The following is a 22,870-nucleotide window of genomic DNA, read 5'->3' as shown; positions in this document are numbered from 1 at the left end:
TTGATACCGTTTTGTTGGAGCCTGAGAAGTTAACAACAAGTGAATTAACGGTTGATGATGTTGATTGTAATGGTGAAAGTTCGGGCGAAATTTATGTGGTAGGTACTCAGGGAACACCTGATTATACATACTCTGTTGATGGTTTAGAAAGTGACTCAGGAATCTTTACTGATTTAGATCCCGGTGATTATACTGTTCAAATTGTTGATGCAAATGCTTGTGTGTACGATACTTTGGTAACTGTTGGTGAACCTAGTGTAATTGGTTTCTTAATTGAAGATGTAGTGTTGCCAACTTGTGAGAATACAAATGATGGAATAATTCAAATTACTCCTTACGGAGGAAATAGTGGTTATACTTTTAGTTGGTCTGGTCCTGATGATTACCGTTCTTATTCTCAAAATCTGGAAAATTTGGCAGCAGGCGATTATACTTTACTCATAAATGATATAGAGAACTGTTCAGGCGAAGGCGAGGTAGATTTAAGTTTAGGCTACACCATTCAATTGGGCTTGATCGTTGAACAAGATGTTACTACTTCCGGAGGAAGTGATGGAATACTAACTGTTGAGACCTCAGAAGGAACAACACCTTATAGTTTTACCATTAGTGGTCCTGATGGATATTCTTATTCAAGCCCAAGCGGCTACGATAATAGTTCTTCTACAATAGAAAATTTAGCCGCAGGAGTATATACGGTTGTTGCCACCGATGTTTCGGGATGTTCCACAGTAGAAAAATCCACTATCATCGACGAGCCAGGGGCAATATTTGCATACATTGAAGAAATACAGTCTGTTGGTTGTAGTACTAATAATGTTGGAGAATTAAAAGCACATGCAAGTGGAAGTACAGGAAGCTATACTTATTCCTGGTCGAGTACATCGGGATACACTGGATCTGGGCAAATAATTACAGGCTTATCGGAAGGTACTTATATACTTACGGTAACTTCGGGAAGTGAAACAGCAACGGACACCTATGAATTAGTTGCCCCCGATGCTTTAACAGTAAGCGTTGCCAGTGTGGTAAATGTAACTTGTAATAACGAAGCCAATGGCGAAATTGAGTTAGATGTTGATGCCGGATCGGCCGATTATAGCATAGAATGGACCAGTGACAATGGCTTTTACTCTACGGCAGAACACATTTTAGATCTCGAACCAGGAACTTATGACTATACTGTGACTACAGAATATGGCTGTTCCGTTTCAGGAAGCGAAACCATTTCAGAACCTACGTTATTAGAACTAAGCGTTACAACGGACAATTATTCGGGAGCAGGAACAGGAGATGGAAAACTTTCAGCAAGCGTTACTGGAGGTACTCCACCTTACACATTCTTAGTTTATGGTCCCAGCGATTTTTCTAAAAGCGATACCAATACAAGTGGGACATATTCATTAAGTGGCTTGTTAAAAGGATATTACGAAGTGTTTGTGTTGGATGCTAATGAGTGTAGAGTTGAAAGTTCAGATAAGGTATACGAAACAGATATATTGGTTCTTTTTACTAGTTCAATTACTTCTGTTACCTGCCCTGGAGGATCTGATGGTGCCATTAGTGTTGATGTATTAGGCGAAAGTGATTCTACAAATATATCTTATTCCTGGACAGGTGATAATTATTTTACCAGTACCGAAAAAGATATAAGTGGATTAAAAGCGGGTGATTATACCGTTACGGTTTACGATTCGGAAGGTGATGCTGGATATGAGAGTCAATCTCTTGAAATTACAGTGAGTGAGCCAGATGAATTGGTTCCTGAATATTGGAAAAAAGACATTACTTGTTACGGTTTAGATGATGGTTACATTAACTTGCATCCACAAGGAGGAACTCCTTCTTATACTTATTCCTGGACAGGAACAGGTGTTGTTGCAACTAACGAAGATCAGCAAGGACTTTCCGAAGGAACTTATACCATTCAAATAACAGATAGTAATGGTTGTGTATCGGAAACGGAATCAATTACCATTGAAGAACCTAGTCAGGTTACTGTAAGTATTTCAGATTATTCAGAGCCGACTTGTTATGGCTTAGAAGATGGTTGGATTACTGTTGATATTTCGGACGGAAGTGGACCTTACCTAATTAATTGGGATGATTATGGAAGTATCTCGGAAGATATTTATGATTTGGAAGCTGGAGATTATTCCATAGTGGTTACCGATAAAAATGGATGTGAAACGGTGGATACATTAGTATTGAATCAGCCAGATTCATTAATTGCTGAAATAAACGATTATGATGATGTTTCTTGTTATAACTTGAAAACAGGTCGTGCAATTGTCGATATATCTGGTGGAACACCTTCCTATACCATATCCTGGTCCGATGGTCAGAATACTGATGAAGCATATAATTTAGGAACTGGACGATACGAAGTAACTGTGGTTGATGAGCATGCTTGTTCTGATACTTCGAGTGTGGAGATTACTCAACCCGAAGCTATAGTTCTGAAGGTGAACGCAACTCGTCCAACAACAATTGATGCTTACGATGGATCCATTCGAATTGATGTTTCAGGTGGTGTTGAAGATTATAATATCAATTGGTTAGATGTAGATGGGATTTACTATGGTTCCGGTCTTAGCATTGAAGATTTAGATGCTGATACATATAAGGTGCATGTGCTTGATGCTAATAGTTGTCGGCGCGATTCAACAATAGTACTCGATTATTTATATGAAACTCAAATAAAAATTCCCAAAGCATTTACCCCTAATGGCGATGGTTACAACGATTATTGGGATCTTGAAAGAATTGAATATGTGCAAGATCTTAAAATTATAATCTACGATCGATGGGGAAAAGAAGTTTACAACTTCAGTGGAACTGGTAATGAGTATCGTGGTAATCCATGGACTGGAGAAGATGGAAATTCGGATGCAGCAATTGGTTCTTATTACTATGCAGTAATACTTAACGATGAAAAACCATTAATGGGGACGGTAACCATTCTCCGTTAACTGATATATAAACCTGATCTTTAAATTCTAATGAGAATAACTATAATTTTAGGAGTGTTGCTTTTTGTTTTCACTCAAGGAAAAGCCCAGGAATTACCCTTGTATAGTCAATACGTCGAGAACGGATTTATACTAAATCCTGCCATGGCAGGAAGTCGTATGTATTCACCTTTGCGATTGAGTGTCCGACAGCAATGGTCGGGAATTGAAGGAGCTCCGGAAACGCAGACTTTGAGTTTTAATAAGAATATGAGCGATAAATGTATTACTTGTAATATAAAAGGAAATCCATTGTCGCGACGAAATAAGCAAAGAGGGGTTGGCTTAGGAGCCTATTTTTTTAACGATCAGGCTGGAGAGGTTGGAAGAACAGGTATTGAGTTTTCATATGCTTATCATCTTCAATTAAGCTCAGATAAATTTGGAAAATCAGGAACAAAATTAGCCTTTGGTTTGGGAGGTGTTTTCTATCAGTTCAAATTCGATAAAAGATACATTGCCTATAATGATCCTTTGGCTGGTTCCGATGAGGTCACTTTTGTGCCGGATGCAAATTTTGGTATCTATCTTTACAATGATGATTATTTTGTAGGGGCATCGGCGGCTCATTTGTTCGAATCTTCGGTTAAGTTAGGAGACAATAGTATCAACGATGACATTATGATGCGCCATTTTTATGGCATTGCAGGATATACTTTTCACTTGCGTGATCTTGTTGATTTAGAACCTTCAGTAATTGTTCGTAAAACCTTCGATTCTGATTTCTTTTACGATGTGTCAGTCAAACTGTATATCAATCATTTTTGGATGGCTGCATCTTATCGAACCAACGATCAGATTGTGGGCATGGTTGGATTAACCTACAATAAATATTACCTTGGATATTCCTACGATCATTATAGCGATAATTTAATTGCTGATAGTAGTAATGGAACTCACGAGATTACTTTGGGAGTTAATTTTAACATTCCTAACAAAATGATTAGAGAGAGTAGACTTCGGGAAAGACGGGCTGCCGATCGTAATTTTAGTAAAACAAAAACCTCTAGATACAAAAGAAATAGTAAAAGTTACATCTTTTTTTAAACAACAGAATACATATATGAATCCGGTATTTTCAAATAAAATACCGGATTTTTCCTTACCTTCAAATTCGACTTAATTGATAACTCATGCATTTCTATCGTTTTTTCTTCTTCATGCTGATTTTAGGTACTATTCTTTCCTGTCAGGAAGATGAGAATGACACTGTCAATCCCTATTTCCAGTTGACCTTTTCGACCGATACGCTCACTTTTGATACTTTATTCACTGGTTTTGCTTCCACAACCAAACAGTTAAAGGTGAAGAATACGTCTAGTAATGCAGTTTCTATTACACATCTCTATCTGCTCAATTCCGAATCAGCCTATCGCTTAAATGTAAATGGAACTCAATCGGATGATGTTTCGGATATTGAATTGGATGCAAAGGATAGTCTTTATATTTTTATAGAGGTAGATTTACCTGCAATGGATGAGGATGCAGCTCGACTGATAGAAGATCATTTGTGTTTTGAAGTAAATGGCAACCTACAAGAAGTAATTTTAGAAACCTATGCGCAGGATGTTTACTTGGTTGATGAAGACATCCGCGAAAGTGCTGTGTGGACAGGAAACCGACCCTATTTGTGTACAGACTCTGTTTGGATTGATGAGGGAGTTGATCTTTTGTTGCAGGAGGGAACAAAAGTCTATTTTACCAAGAATGCAGCACTTCATGTGAAAGGAAATTTGGAGATACGCGGCAGTTTTCAGCAGCCAGTTTATTTTGGCAGTTCTCGTCTCGAAGAATTGTACGAAAATGTTCCAGGTCAATGGGATGGAATCTATTTTTATAATGAAAGTAACTCAGAACTTCTTAGCCATTTTATTCTTGAGGATGGAATCAATGGCTTGAAAATGGTCAAAACAAACTTCCAGGAAGATTCATTGAACATTGAATATGGAATCATCAGAAATTTTACCGGCAAAGGTATATACCTAGCCAATACTAACTTAATAGCTCACGACTTATTGATTAACAATTGTGGTGAAGAGTGCTTGCGTATGGAGGAAGAAGGTAGTTTTGAACTTACTCATTCGACTTTTTACAATGCCTGGTATTACTCTGTTCGTTCCAGCCCAGTTCTTTTTTATCAAGGTTCTGGTAAGTTACAAATCTGCAATAGCATCATTTGGGGAAGCAAAACCAACGAGCTCGATATAAATTCTGTAGAATTAACTACAGTAAACTATTCTCTTTTAAAGCTAAGTGCATCGAAACAGGAAACTTACGTTTCGGTTTTGCAGGAATGCTTGCTCAATATCGATCCTGATTTTAGCGATTTGGAAGAATTTGATTATCGTTTGAATAGCGATTCTCCAGCCATCAACTCAGGAGATACAGAATTCATGTCTTCTTTTTCTGTTGATTTGGCAGGAAATAGCAGAGACAAGGATAGCGCACCAGATATGGGGTGTTTCGAATATGTAGAAATTGATTAGTATGAAATTTTTTCTTTCTTTATTCCTTTTTTTTGTTTGGACTTATAGTGGTTATGCTCAATCGGTTAATATTGGAAGTGTCAACGAAGAGCGTGGTGATTTTCGTTTCATGTTCTATAATGTCGAAAATATGTTTGATAGTTTTGACGATAGTCTTAGTTTGGATAATGAATTTTTACCAATGGGAGTTCGGAACTGGACATGGGAAAAATACCAACGAAAATCACAGAAAATTGCCAAAGTATTTTTGGCAGCTGGAGGATGGGAATTCCCCGATTTAATTGGTCTTGCTGAGGTTGAAAATCGATTTGTGTTGGATGGAATTTTCAAAATGGGCTATCTCAATAAGATTGGTTATGAAATTATTCATCGCGAATCGCCCGACAGACGGGGTATTGATGTTGCCTTACTTTATCAGCCCGAAACTTTCCATCCTATGGATACTTCTTTTTTGAAATTGTTTTACAAAGGAGCTTCTACTTCAACAACTCGAGAAATTCTATACGTAAAAGGAAAAACCAATACCGATGATATTCTGCATGTTTTTGTGAATCACTGGCCCTCTCGTTGGGGAGGACAATTGGAATCGGAGACAAAAAGGCTGGAGGCAGCACGTTTGCTCAAAGGTAAAGTGGCCGAAATAGTTGCTGTGAACAGCAAGGCTTTGATAGTAATCATGGGGGATTTTAACGATTACCCAAATAATAAATCCTTACAAAAAGAATTGAATGCTTTAGCTCCCCAAAAAAAGTATAGCAACGCTAAATTGTACAATTTGGCTTATCCATTTGTAACTAAAACAGGATTGGGAAGTCATAAGTACCAGGGAAAATGGGGAATGCTCGATCAGTTTATTGTCTCAGGAGCTCTGTTAAACAAAATGGGTTTTCTGTATTGTGCTCCCGAAGATATGAGCTTATTCAAGCCAAATTTCTTATTGGAAGCCGATTACACTTATTTTGGTCAAAAGCCTTTCCGCAGCTTTATAGGCTATAAATACAACGATGGATTTAGTGATCATCTGCCCATCATTCTCGATTTGTGGAGGAAATAAAAATGGCCATCAAAAAACTTGACGGCCATTTTCAGAAACTCTTCTATATTATGACTCAGAAATTATATCCGCAAGATTCTTTTGGTAAAGTTTACTTCCCGTTTTTGCATCGTAATTTGAGCTTGGTCCAGCAATACAACCACCTTCGCAAGCCATAACTTCAATAAAATTGCCACTTGTTTTACCTGTTTTAGCAAAGGCTTTTAGCATGTTTATTTTCTTTTTATCAAGGCCATTTACAATTACTGGTTGTATGTTAACGTATGGCTTTAATTCAAGCACCGATTGGGCAACACCACCGCTAGCGGCATATGCTCTTCCATGGTTTAAAATACTTTTGTCAAGATGAATTGCATGATCCACTTCCATTTCAATCTTCCACCCCTTAAAAAGAGCAGATAATTCTTCAAAGGTCATTACAAAATCAACATTAGGATCGTTCATTCCTTCGCGGCGTTTCGCTATACAGGGCCCAATAAATACAATTTTCGATTTCGGATATTTAGCTCGTGCAGCTTCTGCTGTATAATACATCGGGCTTTTGGTTTCTGAAACGTATTTTTTCATATCAGGAATGTGTTTGTTTACCGCAGAAACGTAAGCTGGGCAACAAGAGGTTGTCATGAACGGATCTTTCGCCTCCAATCTTTCTAGTAGTTCATTCGCCTCATTTTCAGTGGTGATATTTGCACCTTTTGCAACTTCTATTACCTCTGTAAAACCTAGTTTTTTGATTGCACCCAATACATATTCTGTTTGTGTCTGAAATTGACCAATAATGGCTGGAGCAACAATGGCAATGGTCTCTTGTTCTTCTTTTTTAATGGATTGCATCACATCAATAATCTGGGAATTCTCCATAATGGAACCAAAAGGGCAAGCAGTGATGCATTTTCCACAATCAATGCATTTTTCTTCATTGATTTGTTCAATTCCGTATTTGTCTTTCGAAATGGCTCCTACAGGACAAGCATTTTCGCAGGGAACAGGCATATATATAATCGAATGGTAAGGACAAACACTCATACACAATCCGCAATTAATGCAGGTTTTAGGATTAATTTGAGCCTGACCATTGTCATTCCAGCTAATCGATTCTCTGGGACAATTCATCATGCAGGGATGCGCTACGCAACCTTTACATAGATTGGTTACGATATAGCTATTTTTCACACAGGAAGTACAAGCTTCGGCAACAACGGTTAGTATTTTGTTGATTGGATTCTTTCTTTCCTGAGCTTCTTCGGCATAGGAAGCTAAGGTTTTTAGTTCATCGGTATATTCATTTAAATCAAAACCTAAAAGTGGAATTAATTTTTCTGTAATGATAACACGTTCTTTAAAAATGCAGCAACGGTCAGGGTTAGAGTTTCGGCGAGGAGCCATTTCAAGAGGAATTCGGTCGATTTGATCCACTAAGTTTCCTTGATTATAAAGATCTGCCATTCTTGCCAAAAGATCTCTTCTGATGATCATTGTATTGTCAACGTATGCCATTTTCGAATTGTTTATTCTATGGTTGGTACTTGATTTTAGAGCCGGCAAAAATAGATATTAATGTTTGATTTTCATAGTGCTCACAAATACGCAAAGGTTGTAAGGCAAAAAAAACCTCTGGAATTTTCCAGAGGCTGTTTTTATTTCTTTTTTTGAACGGGCTCAAGCCCCAACTCTTTTCCTTTCTGCAGCATAAATTCATAGGCTGCATCATGTTCATTTGGAATTACGCCATCCAGAATAGCATCTTTTATGGCTATTTTAATATCGCCAATCATTCGGCACGGAGATAAGTTGAATGTATCAATGATTTCTTGTCCATCAATTGGAGGCTGAAAGTTTCGTACGGCATCTTTTTCTTCAACTTCCTTTAATTTGCGTCGAACCAATTGAAAATTATTCAAGAATTTCTGCACTTTTTCCTCGTTTTTAGAGGTGATATCGGCTTCGCATAATTTCATGAGTTCATCCACATCATCGCCGGCATCAAAAAGTAAGCGACGAATGGCAGAATCGGTAACCACTTCCTGAGCCAAAACAATTGGACGCATGTGGAGAAGTACCATCTTTTGGACAAATTTCATTTTTTCGTTTTGTGGTAATTTCATTCTTTTGAAGATACCAGGAATCATTTTTTCACCGATAAAATTATGGGCATGAAAAGTCCATCCGATTCCTTTAATAAATTTTTTGGTGTTAGGTTTGGCAATATCGTGCAGAAGCGCCGACCATCGTAACCATAGATCGTCTGAATTAGGACAAAGCTGATCCAATACCTCCAAAGTGTGATAGAAATTATCTTTATGGCCGATTCCATTCCTTGTTTCACGCCCTTTCAACTTTACAAATTCTGGAAATATTAATTTTAGCAAGCCTGTTTCTTCCAAAAGTTTAAAACCTATTGATGGTTTCTCCGAAAGAATAATTTTATTCAATTCCTCAACAATTCTTTCTTTTGAAATGATATCGATTCTATCTTTATTGGTGTGAATGGCTTCCAGGGTTTCTTTCGAGATGCGAAAATTAAGCTGAGTTGCAAAACGGATGGCTCTCATCATTCGTAGCGGGTCGTCCGAAAAGGTAATCAAGGGTTCCATTGGGGTTTTGATCATCTTTTGTTGTAAATCGTCAATACCATTGAACGGATCGAGTAATTGCCCAAAATTATCTTGGTGAAGACTAAGAGCTAAAGCATTAATTGTAAAATCTCTTCTTTTTTGATCATCATCCAGGGTACCATCTTCAACAATTGGATTTCTTGAGTTCCTATTGTAGGATTCTTTTCGAGCTCCAACGAATTCGACTTCTACATCTTTATATTTAAGCATGGCAGTACCAAAATTCTTGAAAATAGAAACTTTCGATACGCCAGCTTCTTTGGCTACTTTTTGAGCCAAATCAATTCCACTGCCAATAACTACAACATCGATGTCTTTCGATCCTCTTTGTAAAAATAAATCCCTAACAAAACCGCCAATAACATAACATTCAAGATTTTCTTGAGTGACAATTTTGGAGATGATTGAAAATATAGGGTGTTGCAAATGTTTTTTCACTGTACTTCTTTTTTATCTTAATTTTCTCATGCTAAGAGGAAATATAAATCTGATCATTTTTTCACTGACAAAATTACAATTATTTAGATGGAATCTATAAAAAGAAACATTTTTTGAGTCTGGCATACAAATTGCGAAGAGAATATGTATATTTGTATATAATTGTATTATTTAATATTTGAAGTTATGGTAGAACATTTGACAGTAGAAACATTTAAGGCTAAAGTATTTGATTACGAACAAAATAAAGATTGGAAATTCGAAGGAGAAAGACCTTGTTTGGTAGATTTTTATGCAGAATGGTGTGGGCCTTGTAAAACTGTTTCTCCTATTTTAGAGGAATTAAAAGAAGAATATGGAGACAATATAGATATCTATAAGATTGATACAGAGAAACAACAGGAGTTAGCATCTATGTTTGGAGTTCAGAGTATTCCTTCTTTGTTGTTCATTCCTAAAGATGGCCAGCCACAAATGGCACAGGGTGCTATGTCTAAAGAATCATTTAAACAGGCATTTTCCGAAGTATTGGGTGTAACAAAATAAATTGCAAGTTTTATGCAACCGTTCGTGTAAAAGGCCGTAGAATCATGCTATATCGATATGATGTATCCAATAACTCTTAGCAAAAATACCTAAAAGTAAAGCTGTGTTTTTGGAAGATAGAGGTTGAAATGAAGTTGAATTAGGTGAAACAAATTTGTAAAACACTTTTAAAATGAAAAAATAAAGATGAAAAAAACATTTTTTGTATTGTTGATATCAATGTTAAGTCTGAATGTGTTTTCCCAGACTACAAATGAAGTTCTTCCCTTAGATGACGAAAGTTTTAAGGAAAAGATATTTGATTTTGAAAGTAGTAAAGACTGGGAATTTAAAGGTGATAAACCTGTTATTGTTGATTTTTATGCCACTTGGTGTGGACCTTGTAAAAGAGTTGCTCCTATTTTGGAAGAACTTCAAGAGGAATATGGCGAAGACATTCAAATTTATAAAGTAGATACCGATAGAGCGCCAATGGTTTCTAGTGCTTTTGGAATTAAAAGTATTCCAAGTATTTTATTCATTCCTGCCCAAGGAAAACCAACTATGGCCAAAGGTGCTTTACCAAAAGAAACATTTGTAGAAGCAATAAAAGATGTTTTGGGAGTAAAGACTCCAGCATCCTTAGAATAGGAAACAAGTATACTTAAAGAATAAGAAAGTCGGCTTTTTGCCGACTTTTTTGCATTTAAATAATTTCAGATTACCTTTGTGCCGAAATCACAGTGGGGTGCCTTACAAAACAGGCTGAGATCATACCCTTTAACCTGATCCGGATAATGCCGGCGTAGGGAAAAATATTGCGAATCAACTTTTCGCCCTCCTGATCTTAATTTACTACCTCATTGCAATATTGTATTAACCTTTAACTTTTAAACAATGTTTACAAGAAAAAAGAACTCTGTATTTCGCAGAGTAAGTGTGTTAATTGTATTGCAATTTGTATGTTTTATCGGATTCTCTCAACTTACCATTACTGGTAATGTTACCGATAAAGCTGGAAAAGCACTTCCGGGTGCTACAATTGCAATTAAAGGAACTTATTTGGGAACGGTTGCCAATTCTTATGGTGATTACAAGTTCCAGAATGTAAAACCTGGAACTTACGAGTTAGCGGTTTCATTTTTAGGTTATCAAACCGGACTAAAGAAGCTTAGTATAAATGAATCGACCGAAATTAACTTTAGATTGGAACCAACTGCCATTATGGCCGACGAGGTACTGGTTGCCGCTACTCGTGCGGGCAATAAAGCTCCGGTTGCTCTTAGTAATTTATCAGAAGAAGAGGTGAGAAAACAGAATACGGGTCAGGATATTCCTTACCAGTTGAGCTTAACACCATCTTTGGTTGAATCTTCGGAAGCAGGAAACGGAGTTGGCAATTCATCTATGCGTATTCGGGGTACCGATGCTTCTCGTATTAATGTAACGGTGAACGGAATTCCTTTGAATGATTCAGAATCTCAAGGGGTTTTTTGGGTGAACATGCCTGATTTTTCATCCTCGGTTGACAACATTCAAATTCAACGTGGAGTAGGAACTTCAACTAATGGAGCTGCTGCTTTTGGGGCGACTATTAATTTTCAAACCGAAACTATTAATCCCAAACCTTATTCCGAGGTGCAGTCTGTTGCTGGATCCTTTAATACCTTCCGAAACAATGTAAAAGTGGGAACTGGTTTGTTGAATGGTAAATTTACTTTCGATGCTCGTTATTCCCGATTAAAATCGGATGGTTATGTCGATCGCACTTTTTCAGATCACGAATCCTTTTTTGTTAGTGGAACATATTACACTGAAAAAAGCATGTTGAAGATGAATGTGATGAGTGGTGATCAGAAAACAGGTATTAGTTGGTGGGGAAATCCTGGAATTAATAACGAGGATGATCCTAAAGCGAGGACTTACAATCCTGCTGGCGAATATACCGATGAGAATGGAGATGTTCAATACTACGATAATCAGACCGATAATTACAAACAAACCCATTATCAATTATTTTACTCTCAGGAGTTGAACTCTACTTGGAATCTGAATTCAGCTTTGCATTACACCAAAGGAAAAGGATATTACGAGCAATACAAAGAGGATGAAAGTTATGAAGAATATGGCTTGTCAAACTTAATTGTGGGTGACGAAGAAGTGACTACCACTGATCTAATTCGTCAGAAATGGTTGAAAAATGACTTTTATGGTTTTACTTCTTCTCTGATCTATCAAAGGAATGGAATCGATGCTTCATTTGGAGGTGCTTGGAATTTCTATGATGGCGATCATTTTGGGAATGTTATCTGGGCACAAAATGGTGGTATCGATAATGATTATCAATGGTATTTTAATACAGGAGAAAAAACCGATTATAACATGTTTGCCAAGCTGAATATCGCTTTAAGCGATCGTTTAAATGCTTATGGAGACATGCAATATCGCCATATTTTATACGAAATGGATGGAACCGATGATGATTTATTGCCTTTGGTTCAAAAGCATCAATTCGATTTTTTTAATCCAAAAATGGGGCTTTACTATTCTATAAACGATAAGAATACGGCTTATGCTTCGTTTGGATTAGCGCACAGAGAACCTACCCGTACGAATTATACCGATGCCAAAGAAGATGTAAGTACAATGCCAACTAGTGAATCTTTATTTGATTACGAGTTGGGCTATAATTTTAAATCTGCGAAAGCAACTTTTGGGGTGAATTTATACTATATGTTCTATCGCGATCAGCTTGTTTCTACCGGAGAAAAAAATAGTGTTGGTTCCGATATTATGACCAATGTAGACAAGAGTTATCGTGCAGGAATTGAGTTGATTTGGGGTGTTCAGTTGTTGCCGAAATTAAAATGGGATGCAAATTTAACCTTAAGTAGAAATAGAATTGATAATTTTACGGAATATTCCACCTATTACTATGCTGATGGAAGTGAGGAATACAAGGGAAAATATTTAGGTGAAACCAATATTAGTTATTCTCCAGAAATTATTGGTAGCAGTGTAATCAATTGGTCGCCTACAAAAGATCTTGGTATTGGTTTTATTAGCAAGTATGTTGGAGAACAATATTTCGATAATACATCGAATGAGGAAAGACAATTGGATGATTACCTGTTGAATAATTTGCGGGTGGATTATGCTTTGCATCCTTCGTGGATGAAAGAAATATCATTGTTCGCTCAGGTGAATAATGTGTTCGATGTAAGTTACGAAAACAATGCATATGGAGGCAATTGGTATTATGAAGATGTTGAGTATACTTGGAGATACTACTATCCTCAAGCCGGAATTAATTTTCTGACAGGAATAACATTGCGATTCTAAAAATAATTATCAGCTAGAGGTGCAGTAAGCTGTGCCTCTACTGTTTATTGAACTGTTTAAAAGGGAAAATGGAAGCATGAATTGGATCATCGATAATATCATAGAAATTATAGGAACCCTGGCTGGTTTGGTGTTTTTGTACTTAGAAATTAAGCAAAACAAATGGCTGTGGCCTGTGGGTTTGCTTACATCGGCGATGTATATTTATGTGTTTTTTGTGGCCAAGCTTTATGCGGATATGTCGCTGCAATTCTATTATGTATTCATTAGTATTTATGGGTGGATTGCCTGGACGAAAGGAAAACAAAAAGAGGAATTGCCAGTTACAAAATTAACGAATAAGCTATTTATGGTTTTACTAGGTGCCAGCTTACTAATTTACTTTCTGATTTCGTATCTACTGGTAAATTATACCGATGGATCGATTCCTTACTGGGATGCTTTTACAACTGCATTAAGCATTGTTGCAACTTGGATGTTAGCTCGCAAAATATTGGAGCAATGGTTGGTTTGGGTGCTTGTGAATGCAGTATCCTTGTGCTTGTATATATATAAAGGTTTGTACCCAACATCTATTCTTTTCCTATTTTATACCATTTTAGCTGTTGTTGGCTATATTCATTGGAAAAAAGACTTGCTACAATCCGAAGCATTCTCGAGCAATTAGTTATTTTTGTAGAAATAAAATTTTGCTTGTGTATTCTAAACGAGCAGTTTTAAGAATAATTTTCTATAGATAAAATAAGCATGCAAAAGAAAGCGGTAATTTTGGCAAATGGCTCTTTTCCTACTCATAATATTCCTTTAAACGAGCTAAAATCTTCAAAATATATTGTTTGTTGCGATGGTGCAATTAATAAATTAGACGAAGCAGGCATTGAACCTTTCGCCATTGTGGGAGATTTGGATTCTTTACATCCAGATATGAAATGGAAGTATCGCGATATTATTCATCATTTTGCCAATCAGGATACTAACGATTTAACCAAGGCTATTAATTGGTGTTTGGAAAATAAATTTTCGAAAGTAAGTATTGTGGGAGCTACCGGACAGCGCGATGATCATATGATAGGAAATGTGTTTCTATTGCCCGAATTTGCTAAAAAAATAAAAGTAAAAATGTTGACCAGTTATGGGGTTTTTACTCCGATATTGCGGTCGAAAAATTTTGATAGCTATACACGTCAACAGGTTTCTATATTTTCGCCAAATTCCGAAACTCTTATAACGACTGCCAATTTACGATATGCTTTAACCGAACAAAAGCTCGAACTGATGTATCAGGGAACCTTGAATGAATCGATGGGAGAAAGTTTTCGTATTGATTTTGAAGGAGGACCCTTGATTATCTATCAGGAATATTAGAAATTAAATTTGTTTTTTTTGAATAAGCTGAAGATTCTTTTGGGTGGATTTATACGAATCTACAAAGGAATCGTAAAGTAAAAGGTACTTCCTTCTCCAGGTTTTGATGTGAGCCATAATTGGCCGCCTAAAAGGTCAACAAGACTTTTGCTAATGGCTAATCCCAATCCTGTTCCTCCATATTTTCGGGTATCAACATTTAATTCGGCTTGACTAAATCGATCGAAGATTATTTTTTGCTTATTCTCTGGAATTCCGATTCCTGTATCGCGCACAAAAAATTCCAGGTACTTTCCCTTTATTTCATATCCAATTTCAATTTCTCCTGAATTGGTGAATTTTATGGCATTTTCAATCAAATTCGTAAAAACCTGAAGCAAGCGCATTCCGTCGGTGTGGAGTTCTACAATTTGTTCATTCAGAGGTCGTGATATAGAAAATTTCAGGCTTTTATTTTCATGCATTTCTATAATTGTTGTGAAGTTATTCGATAAGGTTACGAAAAGTTCATTCAAATTGCATTTCTCTCTTACAATCATCAACTGATTGGTTTCAATTTTCGAGATATCTAAAATATCGCTGATAAGACGGAGTAAACTTTTTGTATTCTGCTGAATTATTGAGATGAAACGGATTTGTTTTTCGGGCTTAATATCTTTATTCGATAAAAGGTCTGTGAAACCCAGAATCGCGTTCATTGGCGTTCGTATTTCGTGAGACATATTGGCTAAAAAGGCCGATTTTAATCTGCTGGATTCTTCCGCAGCCTCTTTGGCTAGTTTTAAACTTTCGTGGTTGGCTTTTATCTCCAAAAAATGTGTTTTTTCTTTTTGGGCACGTACTTTTCGCAAATGAATATTTATGGTCATAACAATGATTATGACGGTGAGAAGAATCAGAACGGTAAGGGCCAACACAACAATTTCTTTATTTTCGCGAACAAAACTATAAGGCACATTTATGAAACGAGAGTTTTTAGGCAGTTTATTAATCTTTATGCTGAATTTATTTAGTTGTTCGTAGTCGAAATAATACTCATATTCGGCTAGTTGAGATTCTAGTTGATCTATTGGAGTACCCGAAAGAACTTTTTTGGCCATGTCGGATACTTGTTTCCCCTGACTTCGTCCAGTAATTAGGGCTCCTCCAATTGCACCATGATTCATATAAAAATCCCAAACACTATAAATTGGGACTTTGCAGTAGGGTTGAACAGCTATAAAGCCATTTTCGTAGCTAATGTATTTGCCTTTCGAATCGCGATTATAAACTAGATAGAGAACAATACTTTCTTTTGAAAGGGCAGACAATTGATTCTGCAAATTGGTAAGGTTTTCGGGTTGAATAAGTCGATAACGAATAGATTCGTTCATATGTTCAATATCAGCGAGGACAGCATTAGCCAGTGTAATTCCAGTAGTAGTTTGGTCACTAACAATCACTATTTCTTTGTAATCGGGATGATTTTTGGAAATCAGTTCAAGAGTGGAGCAAAAATTAAGATTTTCAAAAACTCCACTGTAGCCAGTGGGAATGTCTATAATTGAATTCAAACCGCAAAAAATAACAGGCACATTGCCAAATATTTTTTCTTTGCATTCTAGCAGGAAATTGAAAGCATTATTATCGGTAGATATTATTAGATCGAATTGATGATTTGTATATTTTTTGCAATAAAAATCGCATAGGTTTTGTAAATATTCTTGCGAATAATTTCTTTTGCTATCCATGTATTCAACATGAATAGAGTAGGATAAATTTGTTGAAAGTTCCCTCTTTATGCTGTTCACTACCGAGTCGGTCCAACTTAAACCATCGTGGTAAGAATTAAGCACCAAAATTTCTTTTCGTTCCGAGGAATATCCTTTTAAGCAAAAAAGAGAAAACAAAAATAGATAGGGGAGGTATCGCTTTAAGATTTTCATTCAGGGTCAATATAAAATCAATAATTATACGCGATTGAAAGTTAAGAATTATAAAGTTGATTTAAAAGAATTATAAGTTTATTGTTTACAAGCGAGCTGCTACAGTGATAGTTATTAATAAGAACGGTTACAGAATAGTTTTTTCCTGTTTTACTTTTTAAATAACCGCAATAGCTTCTTACGCCACTCATCGAACCTGTTTTTGCTTTCCATTTTCCTTTTAGCTCGTTATTTTTGCCAAAGTTTTGTAGGGTTCCTGATATTCCCGAAACGGGCAAGGAAGAAATAAATTCCTGCGAATAGTTACTACGATGCATATATTGTAATAACTGGTCGAAAAAGCTTGCCGATATAGCATTGAAATGGGAGAGTCCACTGCCATCGTATATTGATATGTATTTTGTGGGTAATCCTTTGGCTTTCCAAAAGTTTTTTACTGCCACAATTCCAGTTTCCCAACTAGCACTTCCGTATTCATGTTGTCCAATTTCAAATAAGAGATGATCGGCGAATAAATTAATACTTTTTTTGTTGGTAGCCTTTACTATTTCTTTTAATTCAGGAGAATACAAATCAAATAGGTTCTTGTATTTGCTATTTGACAATTGTTTTTCGTTGAGTACAATTTCAGTTTTTGTAAATGAAGTTTTTAGCTTTGTTATCAAGCTGATTTTAGGATCTAAAAGAGCTCCTTTCACTTCAAAATTGTTTCTGTTCTGTGGAATACTCCCTTCAATTCGTCTTTGATTGGAAGTATTTCCTCCAAAAATATAGGCTAAATCGCGATTTATATTGGAACTCAAAACTTGATTGTCGAAAAGTAATCCTGTGTTTTGAGGTTCTGTTTTTATTAGTTGGGTTTTGCTTTCAGCCTTGCCTGATTTGAAAAAAAGAGAATACAAATTATCGTGATATGTTAGGCCGTTGGGAACAGCACCGTAATAGTTTCCAATGTCTTCCCAAATCCATGTAGCAGGAATTTTGGCATTGATATAGGAATCGTCGGCTATAATTTTTCCATGAATTGAGGAAACTCCCAGTTTTTTTAGTTTTTGTGCAATGCCAAGTTTAATGTCTGTTCTACTGGCAAAATATTTCGATTCAAGCGTAGGATCCCCAAAACCCTTAATTAGTAAATTCCCATTTAACTGACCATTTTCAAGCAGTTCACCATTTGTTTCTATACTGGTTTTGAAATGGTAATGGCTTCCTAGTATTTCTAGAGCCGCAGCTGTGGTAAGTAATTTTTGTGTAGAAGCGGGTGTTAGGGCCACATTGGCTTGATTTGTTGCCAATTGTTCGCCATTGTCAAGATCAGAAATAACAATTCCCACACTTGCCGAAAAGAAACAAGTATCCGCAACAAAAGCATCTACATAGCTTTGTAGCTGGTTTTGCGCTGAATGCTGAGCCGAACAGGAGATTTCCATGAAGGAAATGAGCAGGGTAAAAAGAATCTTATTCATCCATTTCGTTTAATATTTTTTCAACTTCTTTTTCTGTACTCTGAAGTTTGTCTTTGCAAATAACAAGAAGTTCAGAAACCCGTTTTACCTTTTGTGACAATTCATCAACATCCAATTCGTCATTTTCTATACAGGCAATCGTTTCTTCAATTTCGCTAATTGCATCGCGATAGCTTATTTTCTTTTTTGCAGCCATAAGTGTTGTATTTAGATCGTTTTTTATTTCTTCCTTCTAATTTTTAGAACCTGACTTTCAACACTTCCGTTGGCAAGTCGGGTTTCTATGATGTCTTCGAGTGAAAGTTCCTGAATATCTTTGATGATTTTTCCATCTTTTAAGCTTAGGCTATAACCCTTTTTTAGAATGTTTTCGGGGTTCAGATATTTTACCGATTGCTCGAAGAGAGACAAACTGTGTTTTTGGCTTTCAAATTGTTGGCCAAGTGTATTTTTAACGGCATATTGTAATTGGTCGAGAACATTTCTTTCACTCTTAATTCTCTTTTCGCTTGAATAATGAAATTGGGAATTTAAATTTTGACGATTATGTGTCTGGTTTACTAGTAGTTGCTTGCTAGAACTAATCAATCGTTGTTTCGCTAGACCAAGTTGACTTGATTTTTTTTCTAAAATCTGGCTCACCATTGGCGAGAATTTATTGGTGAGGGAGATAAGTCGTTCCGATGACATTAGAAGAATTTCTTTCACTTCCTCTAAGAATTGTTCCCGTAAATCATTTTGATATTTTTGGCACTGGTCGAAACAATCAATTAGAAATTCGGCTGCAGCAGTTGGAGTTTTCACCTTTGTATGAGCTACTATATCTACTATGCTTTCATCTCTTTCGTGGCCTATTCCCGAAATTATAGGTAAGGGAAATTGAGCAATGTGAAAAGCCAGCCAATAACTATCAAAACAGTTTAAATCGGCTTGCGATCCACCGCCGCGAATGATAACGACAACATCAAACAAGTTCTCATACTCATTGATTTTATCGAGAGCACAGATTATTGACTCTTCGGCATTATTTCCCTGCATAATTGCTGGAAATAATTTATAATGGAATTTGTACCCATCTGCATTATTATCAAGTTGATTGATAAAGTCCTCGTAACCTGCCGCCGTAGGCGATGAAATGATAGCAATGCATTTGGGAATGTTCGGAAAATCCAAATCTTTATTCATTTCCAAGACACCTTCTTCTTCCAGACGGGCAATAATTTCCTTTCTGCGCCGAGCCATATCTCCCAAGGTGTAACTAGGATCAATATCTTTGATGTTCAAAGAAAAGCCATAAATTTCCTGAAATTCGACATTAACTTGTATCAGAATTTTTATTCCTGAAGTAAAGGCTTGACCTGTTGTTGTTTCAAAATAAGGTTTCAGCATTCGAAAGGTATACGACCAAATGGTAGCTTTCGCTTTTGCGATAATTTGGTCGGTGTTTTCTTCTTTTTCGATCAATTCCAAATAACAATGCCCATTTTGATTGTAGCGCAGTTCACTAATTTCGGCTACAATCCAAACGCCCGAAGAAAAAGTTTGGGAAAGGATGTTTTTTATTTGATGATTTAGGTGAAAAAGACTAATTCCCTTTTGGCTCATAACGACTTGCTTACATGGATTTTTGTTCGATTAAAATTGACGTTGAGAGCGAAGATAAGAATCTGGGTCATCAACAAATTTTTCTGGATCAACCAAATTTCCATTCTGCTTTTCCATTTCTTTCAGTGTGTTTTGCTGAATTTTATCTATTTCATCTTGATTGCTGGCAATGCCATTTTTATATTCGGCACTGTACAAAAGGGTTCCTGTATTGGAGTAAAACTCCCATTTTCCATCTCGTAAATTATTTCTATAGTGGCCCGAAAATTCAATATTTCCATTTGAAAAATAGGATTGAGCAGGTCCTTCTAGTTTTCCATTTTGATAATTTGCTTCAAAATAAGCGTTTCCATTTTTAAAAAAGCGTTTCCAAGAACCATTACGTTCGTTATTAGCGAAATAAATTGTTTCGGCCGGACTTCCATCTGTAAAATAGTAGACACTTTTACCAGTTTTTACTCCTTTGTTGAATGTTTCGCTGGCACGAATTCGTTTGTTTTTATCAAAATACAGCCAAACACTATCTTTCTTCGATTGAATAAAGTTTCCTTTCGCCACCAATTGTAAGGATTCATTGTACAGTTCTGTTTTGGCCCTTGTCCCCTTATTTGTAAAGAATAATTTAGCTTTTAAAATTCCATTGGAATGAAAGCGTTTCATTTCTCCAATTGGATAATCGTCTTTAAAAGTACCCGAATAGATAAGAGTTCCGTTTGGGTATGATTTTTCCCAAAGACCCTGTTTACGACCTAATTGATCGCTTTGGTTCTTTGTTTGGGCAATGCTTACCATAGGCAATGCAATGATTGCCATAAAAAAGAGTTTTTTGATCATCTTATTTTTATTGAATCTACACAAAACTACTAAAAGATTGATGGAAGCTAAAAAAATGCTATGTTTTTCTCATTAAAATAAAGTCCTCTTAAATTGTTTTTTGCAAAACATGTTGTAGATCATTTTGGATATTTTTTCGATAGTACTGATTTTTCGTAATTTATGGATCTAAAATATTTCTATTTCTTTCAATTTTATGAACATAGAAATGAAATTAATTAAAGGATTAAGACGCTGATTAATTGGTTCTATAAGTGGTGAGATAGAACGGCGGTTGAACTTTTAAGTGATTAAAAAGAAGCAAAAATTAACAAAATTGGTGGTATGGAAACGATAGATTTTCCTTTTAATTTTGATGAAATGCCGGTGGCGGCAAAATTCTTATTAGACAGCTACTCTCGTGATATGGCTGATTTTCATCAAGTTTATCCTGTTTTTGACGAGGGATTTAAAAGCCGATTGATTGAACAAATTCAATTGGCTAAAGACTACGTTTGTTGTGGTCCTGAAGGAGTTAAAATTCATAATTTGCGAGTGGAAACCTACAAGCGAATAGAATCCCTTAATATGATGATTCTTAAAGTTCAAGACAACTTTCCGGTTGCCAGTATTCATGAATTCGATAAAGTTGTAGAGATTATTGAAAAGAAGGACTTAAGTTCAATTCTGGAGGTTATTCCAAATTTTGTTGTGCAATTGGAAGAAAATATTCCAAGACAAAACGCAGAGGTGATCCAAAGTATTATTGACCGTATTTTATCTTTGTCCCAAATTCTTTATCTCGATAAAATTGAACTTAATCGATTGCTTAATTCTAGAGGTTTACTCAAAGAAGAGGTGTTTCGTTGCCTCAATCATTTGTGGGCAACTATGCAAGATATTATGGAGATTGGACATGATCTATACTGTGATAAAGATCCTATGAAATGTGTAGAGTATGAAACGAATTACTTGAAAATGAAAGTAAAAACTTTTTGGATTCATTCCGATCAGGATTTGGTTAGCTGATTGGGATTTATAATTTAATAGTAAGTAAAGTGATAATGGTAAATGAGAAAAATGGCGATCAATTTGATTGCCATTTTTATATAGTTTAAACTAGAATAGCTTTATAGATAGAAATATATTTGTTGACCTTTCCAAAATAATTTTTCACATTGTGCAGTTAGGCTACCCTTTTATTATTTCTTTTAGGTTTGCTTTCAATTAGGCTCAGTGAAAATTTGAAGTAGGTAAATATATTATGAGTTTTGGTTAACTATTTTTTAAAATTTCTTATGGTTTTAGTTTCGCTGTCCAAAATAATAAATACTGAGTTAGGAGATAATTTTGAGGTTGGATAAAAATCTGGCATAAATTTTAATCCGAAGTATAATGAATCCTCGTTGGAGCTATTTTTTGCTTTGGATTTATTGCACAATTACTAGCTAATTAAATGGCAGGCCTACTTTCGTTACAGATCCAATTTGTACAATGTCTTTGAATTTTTATTGATTTGTTTACTTGTTATGGCGATTAAAGGATTGATTACGAACGTGTTGAACTCTTGCGGTTACTGTCGGATTCGTTTACATACAAAAATCTCTTTTTCCAAAGAATCCAATATTCTCTTCGCTCCTTTTAAACTTCCAAAAATATTTCATCAGGTTACCAGGGAGTTAAGAGGATGTTTCCAAATACTTTTAAAAAAGATTAGGAAGTGGCAAAAAAAATCTGTTATCTTTGCACCCGCTTTACAACGGTAAGGTGTTTTAGATTTGAAGGAGAATGAGGTTTAGAAATAAGTTCTTCGGAGATTGAAAAAAACTTTTTTAAATTTTTATTGGTTTGCATTAGGATATGTGAAAATATTTCGATTATCTTTGCAGCCGCTTACAGAGTTAACGAACGCTGGGGCCACTAGGAAACATGGGGTTTTGGGCGAAATTAGCGCTGAAAAAAAGTTTAAAAAAGATTTGCAAGTTTGGGATTAAATTCTTTATCTTTGCAACCGCTTTTAGAGGCAGTAATGACTGTCTTGCTAAAGAAAAAATAATGAACAGATCGCCTTTATTAGTAGGGGGTAAACGATCGGGAAAGTTCTTTGAAAATATTGGAAACAAGAAGTTAGGTAAATACAAGAATAGAACCTTGTCAATAAGAAATACGATAACTTTAATATTATCCATGAGCAGAATTAATAAAAACTTTTATACAACGAAGAG

At 35.8% G+C, this 22,870-nt stretch carries 18 protein-coding genes and 1 riboswitch; of the genes, 11 read left to right on the top strand and 7 right to left on the bottom strand.

Annotated elements, in window-relative coordinates; all coding sequences use genetic code 11:
• From ABYT26_RS14510 to ABYT26_RS14495, 4 genes are all read left to right on the top strand, one after another.
• Positions 1-2,972, top strand: a 2,972-nt coding sequence (locus tag ABYT26_RS14510; protein ID WP_372755151.1) for a gliding motility-associated C-terminal domain-containing protein, incomplete at its 5' end; no start/stop codon positions are given.
• A 30-nt stretch (positions 2,973-3,002) separates the two neighbouring features.
• Complete coding sequence (locus ABYT26_RS14505) at positions 3,003-4,058, top strand: type IX secretion system membrane protein PorP/SprF (protein ID WP_372755149.1); 1,056 nt, start codon at positions 3,003-3,005, stop codon at positions 4,056-4,058.
• An 86-nt stretch (positions 4,059-4,144) separates the two neighbouring features.
• The gene (locus tag ABYT26_RS14500) at positions 4,145-5,497 is read left to right on the top strand and encodes a choice-of-anchor Q domain-containing protein (RefSeq protein ID WP_372755147.1); all 1,353 of its coding nucleotides are present in this window, start codon (positions 4,145-4,147) and stop codon (positions 5,495-5,497) included.
• 1 nt (position 5,498) lies between these two features.
• A complete protein-coding gene (locus ABYT26_RS14495) occupies positions 5,499-6,551 on the top strand; it encodes an endonuclease (protein WP_372755145.1) in 1,053 nt (350 codons plus the stop codon).
• Between the two features lie 48 nt (positions 6,552-6,599).
• Here the strand turns inward: ABYT26_RS14495 and ABYT26_RS14490 are convergent, their stop codons facing one another.
• A complete protein-coding gene (locus ABYT26_RS14490) occupies positions 6,600-8,048 on the bottom strand; it encodes a monomeric [FeFe] hydrogenase (RefSeq protein ID WP_372755143.1) in 1,449 nt (482 codons plus the stop codon).
• Between the two features lie 140 nt (positions 8,049-8,188).
• Positions 8,189-9,604 carry a CCA tRNA nucleotidyltransferase gene (locus ABYT26_RS14485; RefSeq protein ID WP_372755141.1) on the bottom strand — a complete coding sequence of 472 codons (1,416 nt, stop codon included), beginning with the start codon at positions 9,602-9,604 and terminating at the stop codon, positions 8,189-8,191.
• Between the two features lie 186 nt (positions 9,605-9,790).
• On the opposite strand from ABYT26_RS14485, the gene trxA (ABYT26_RS14480) reads away from it, so the two are divergent.
• The 5 genes from trxA (ABYT26_RS14480) to ABYT26_RS14460 all read left to right on the top strand — a co-directional run bounded on the left by trxA (ABYT26_RS14480) (position 9,791) and on the right by ABYT26_RS14460 (position 14,836).
• Complete coding sequence (gene trxA, locus ABYT26_RS14480) at positions 9,791-10,150, top strand: thioredoxin (RefSeq protein ID WP_372755139.1); 360 nt, start codon at positions 9,791-9,793, stop codon at positions 10,148-10,150.
• A 186-nt stretch (positions 10,151-10,336) separates the two neighbouring features.
• On the top strand, positions 10,337-10,780 hold the full coding sequence (gene trxA, locus ABYT26_RS14475; protein WP_372755137.1) for a thioredoxin: 444 nt from the start codon (positions 10,337-10,339) through the stop codon (positions 10,778-10,780).
• An 84-nt stretch (positions 10,781-10,864) separates the two neighbouring features.
• Positions 10,865-10,958: riboswitch (TPP riboswitch) on the top strand.
• Positions 10,959-11,026: 68 nt separating this feature from the next.
• Positions 11,027-13,471 (top strand): TonB-dependent receptor, encoded by a 2,445-nt coding sequence (locus ABYT26_RS14470; RefSeq protein ID WP_372755135.1) that lies wholly within the window; start codon positions 11,027-11,029, stop codon positions 13,469-13,471.
• A gap of 76 nt (positions 13,472-13,547) precedes the next feature.
• Positions 13,548-14,138, top strand: a complete 591-nt coding sequence (pnuC, locus tag ABYT26_RS14465) for a nicotinamide riboside transporter PnuC (RefSeq protein WP_372755133.1) — start codon at positions 13,548-13,550, stop codon at positions 14,136-14,138.
• A gap of 80 nt (positions 14,139-14,218) precedes the next feature.
• A complete protein-coding gene (locus tag ABYT26_RS14460) occupies positions 14,219-14,836 on the top strand; it encodes a thiamine diphosphokinase (protein ID WP_372755131.1) in 618 nt (205 codons plus the stop codon).
• Positions 14,837-14,895: 59 nt separating this feature from the next.
• Here ABYT26_RS14460 and ABYT26_RS14455 read toward each other — a convergent pair whose 3' ends face one another.
• The 5 genes from ABYT26_RS14455 to ABYT26_RS14435 are packed head-to-tail and all read right to left on the bottom strand — an operon-like array spanning position 14,896 to position 20,645.
• Complete coding sequence (locus ABYT26_RS14455; protein WP_372755129.1) at positions 14,896-16,761, bottom strand: ABC transporter substrate binding protein; 1,866 nt, start codon at positions 16,759-16,761, stop codon at positions 14,896-14,898.
• Between the two features lie 41 nt (positions 16,762-16,802).
• Positions 16,803-18,227: a D-alanyl-D-alanine carboxypeptidase/D-alanyl-D-alanine-endopeptidase gene (gene dacB / locus ABYT26_RS14450; RefSeq protein WP_372755127.1), complete on the bottom strand. Its 1,425-nt coding sequence runs from the start codon at positions 18,225-18,227 to the stop codon at positions 16,803-16,805.
• Positions 18,220-18,423, bottom strand: coding sequence for an exodeoxyribonuclease VII small subunit (gene xseB, locus ABYT26_RS14445; RefSeq protein WP_372755125.1), 204 nt, complete (start codon positions 18,421-18,423; stop codon positions 18,220-18,222). The genes dacB and xseB overlap by 8 nt, the downstream gene beginning before the upstream one ends.
• 23 nt (positions 18,424-18,446) lie before the next feature.
• Complete coding sequence (xseA, locus tag ABYT26_RS14440) at positions 18,447-19,832, bottom strand: exodeoxyribonuclease VII large subunit (protein WP_372755123.1); 1,386 nt, start codon at positions 19,830-19,832, stop codon at positions 18,447-18,449.
• Between the two features lie 30 nt (positions 19,833-19,862).
• Entirely contained in the window at positions 19,863-20,645 is a 783-nt protein-coding gene (locus ABYT26_RS14435) for a toxin-antitoxin system YwqK family antitoxin (protein WP_372755121.1), read from the bottom strand.
• Positions 20,646-20,990: 345 nt separating this feature from the next.
• Between ABYT26_RS14435 and ABYT26_RS14430 the strand changes: the two genes are divergently transcribed.
• Together ABYT26_RS14430 and ABYT26_RS14425 are read left to right on the top strand one after the other, a co-directional pair.
• Positions 20,991-21,674, top strand: a complete 684-nt coding sequence (locus tag ABYT26_RS14430; protein WP_372755119.1) for a hypothetical protein — start codon at positions 20,991-20,993, stop codon at positions 21,672-21,674.
• A gap of 900 nt (positions 21,675-22,574) precedes the next feature.
• On the top strand, positions 22,575-22,870 hold a 296-nt coding region (locus ABYT26_RS14425; protein ID WP_372755117.1), incomplete at its 3' end, for a hypothetical protein.

It is taken from the genome of Labilibaculum sp., from assembly GCF_041595635.1.
Classification (GTDB): domain Bacteria; phylum Bacteroidota; class Bacteroidia; order Bacteroidales; family Marinifilaceae; genus Labilibaculum.
The sequence above is the reverse complement of the archived record's forward strand: the minus strand, read 5'-3'. Positions and strand labels throughout refer to the sequence as shown.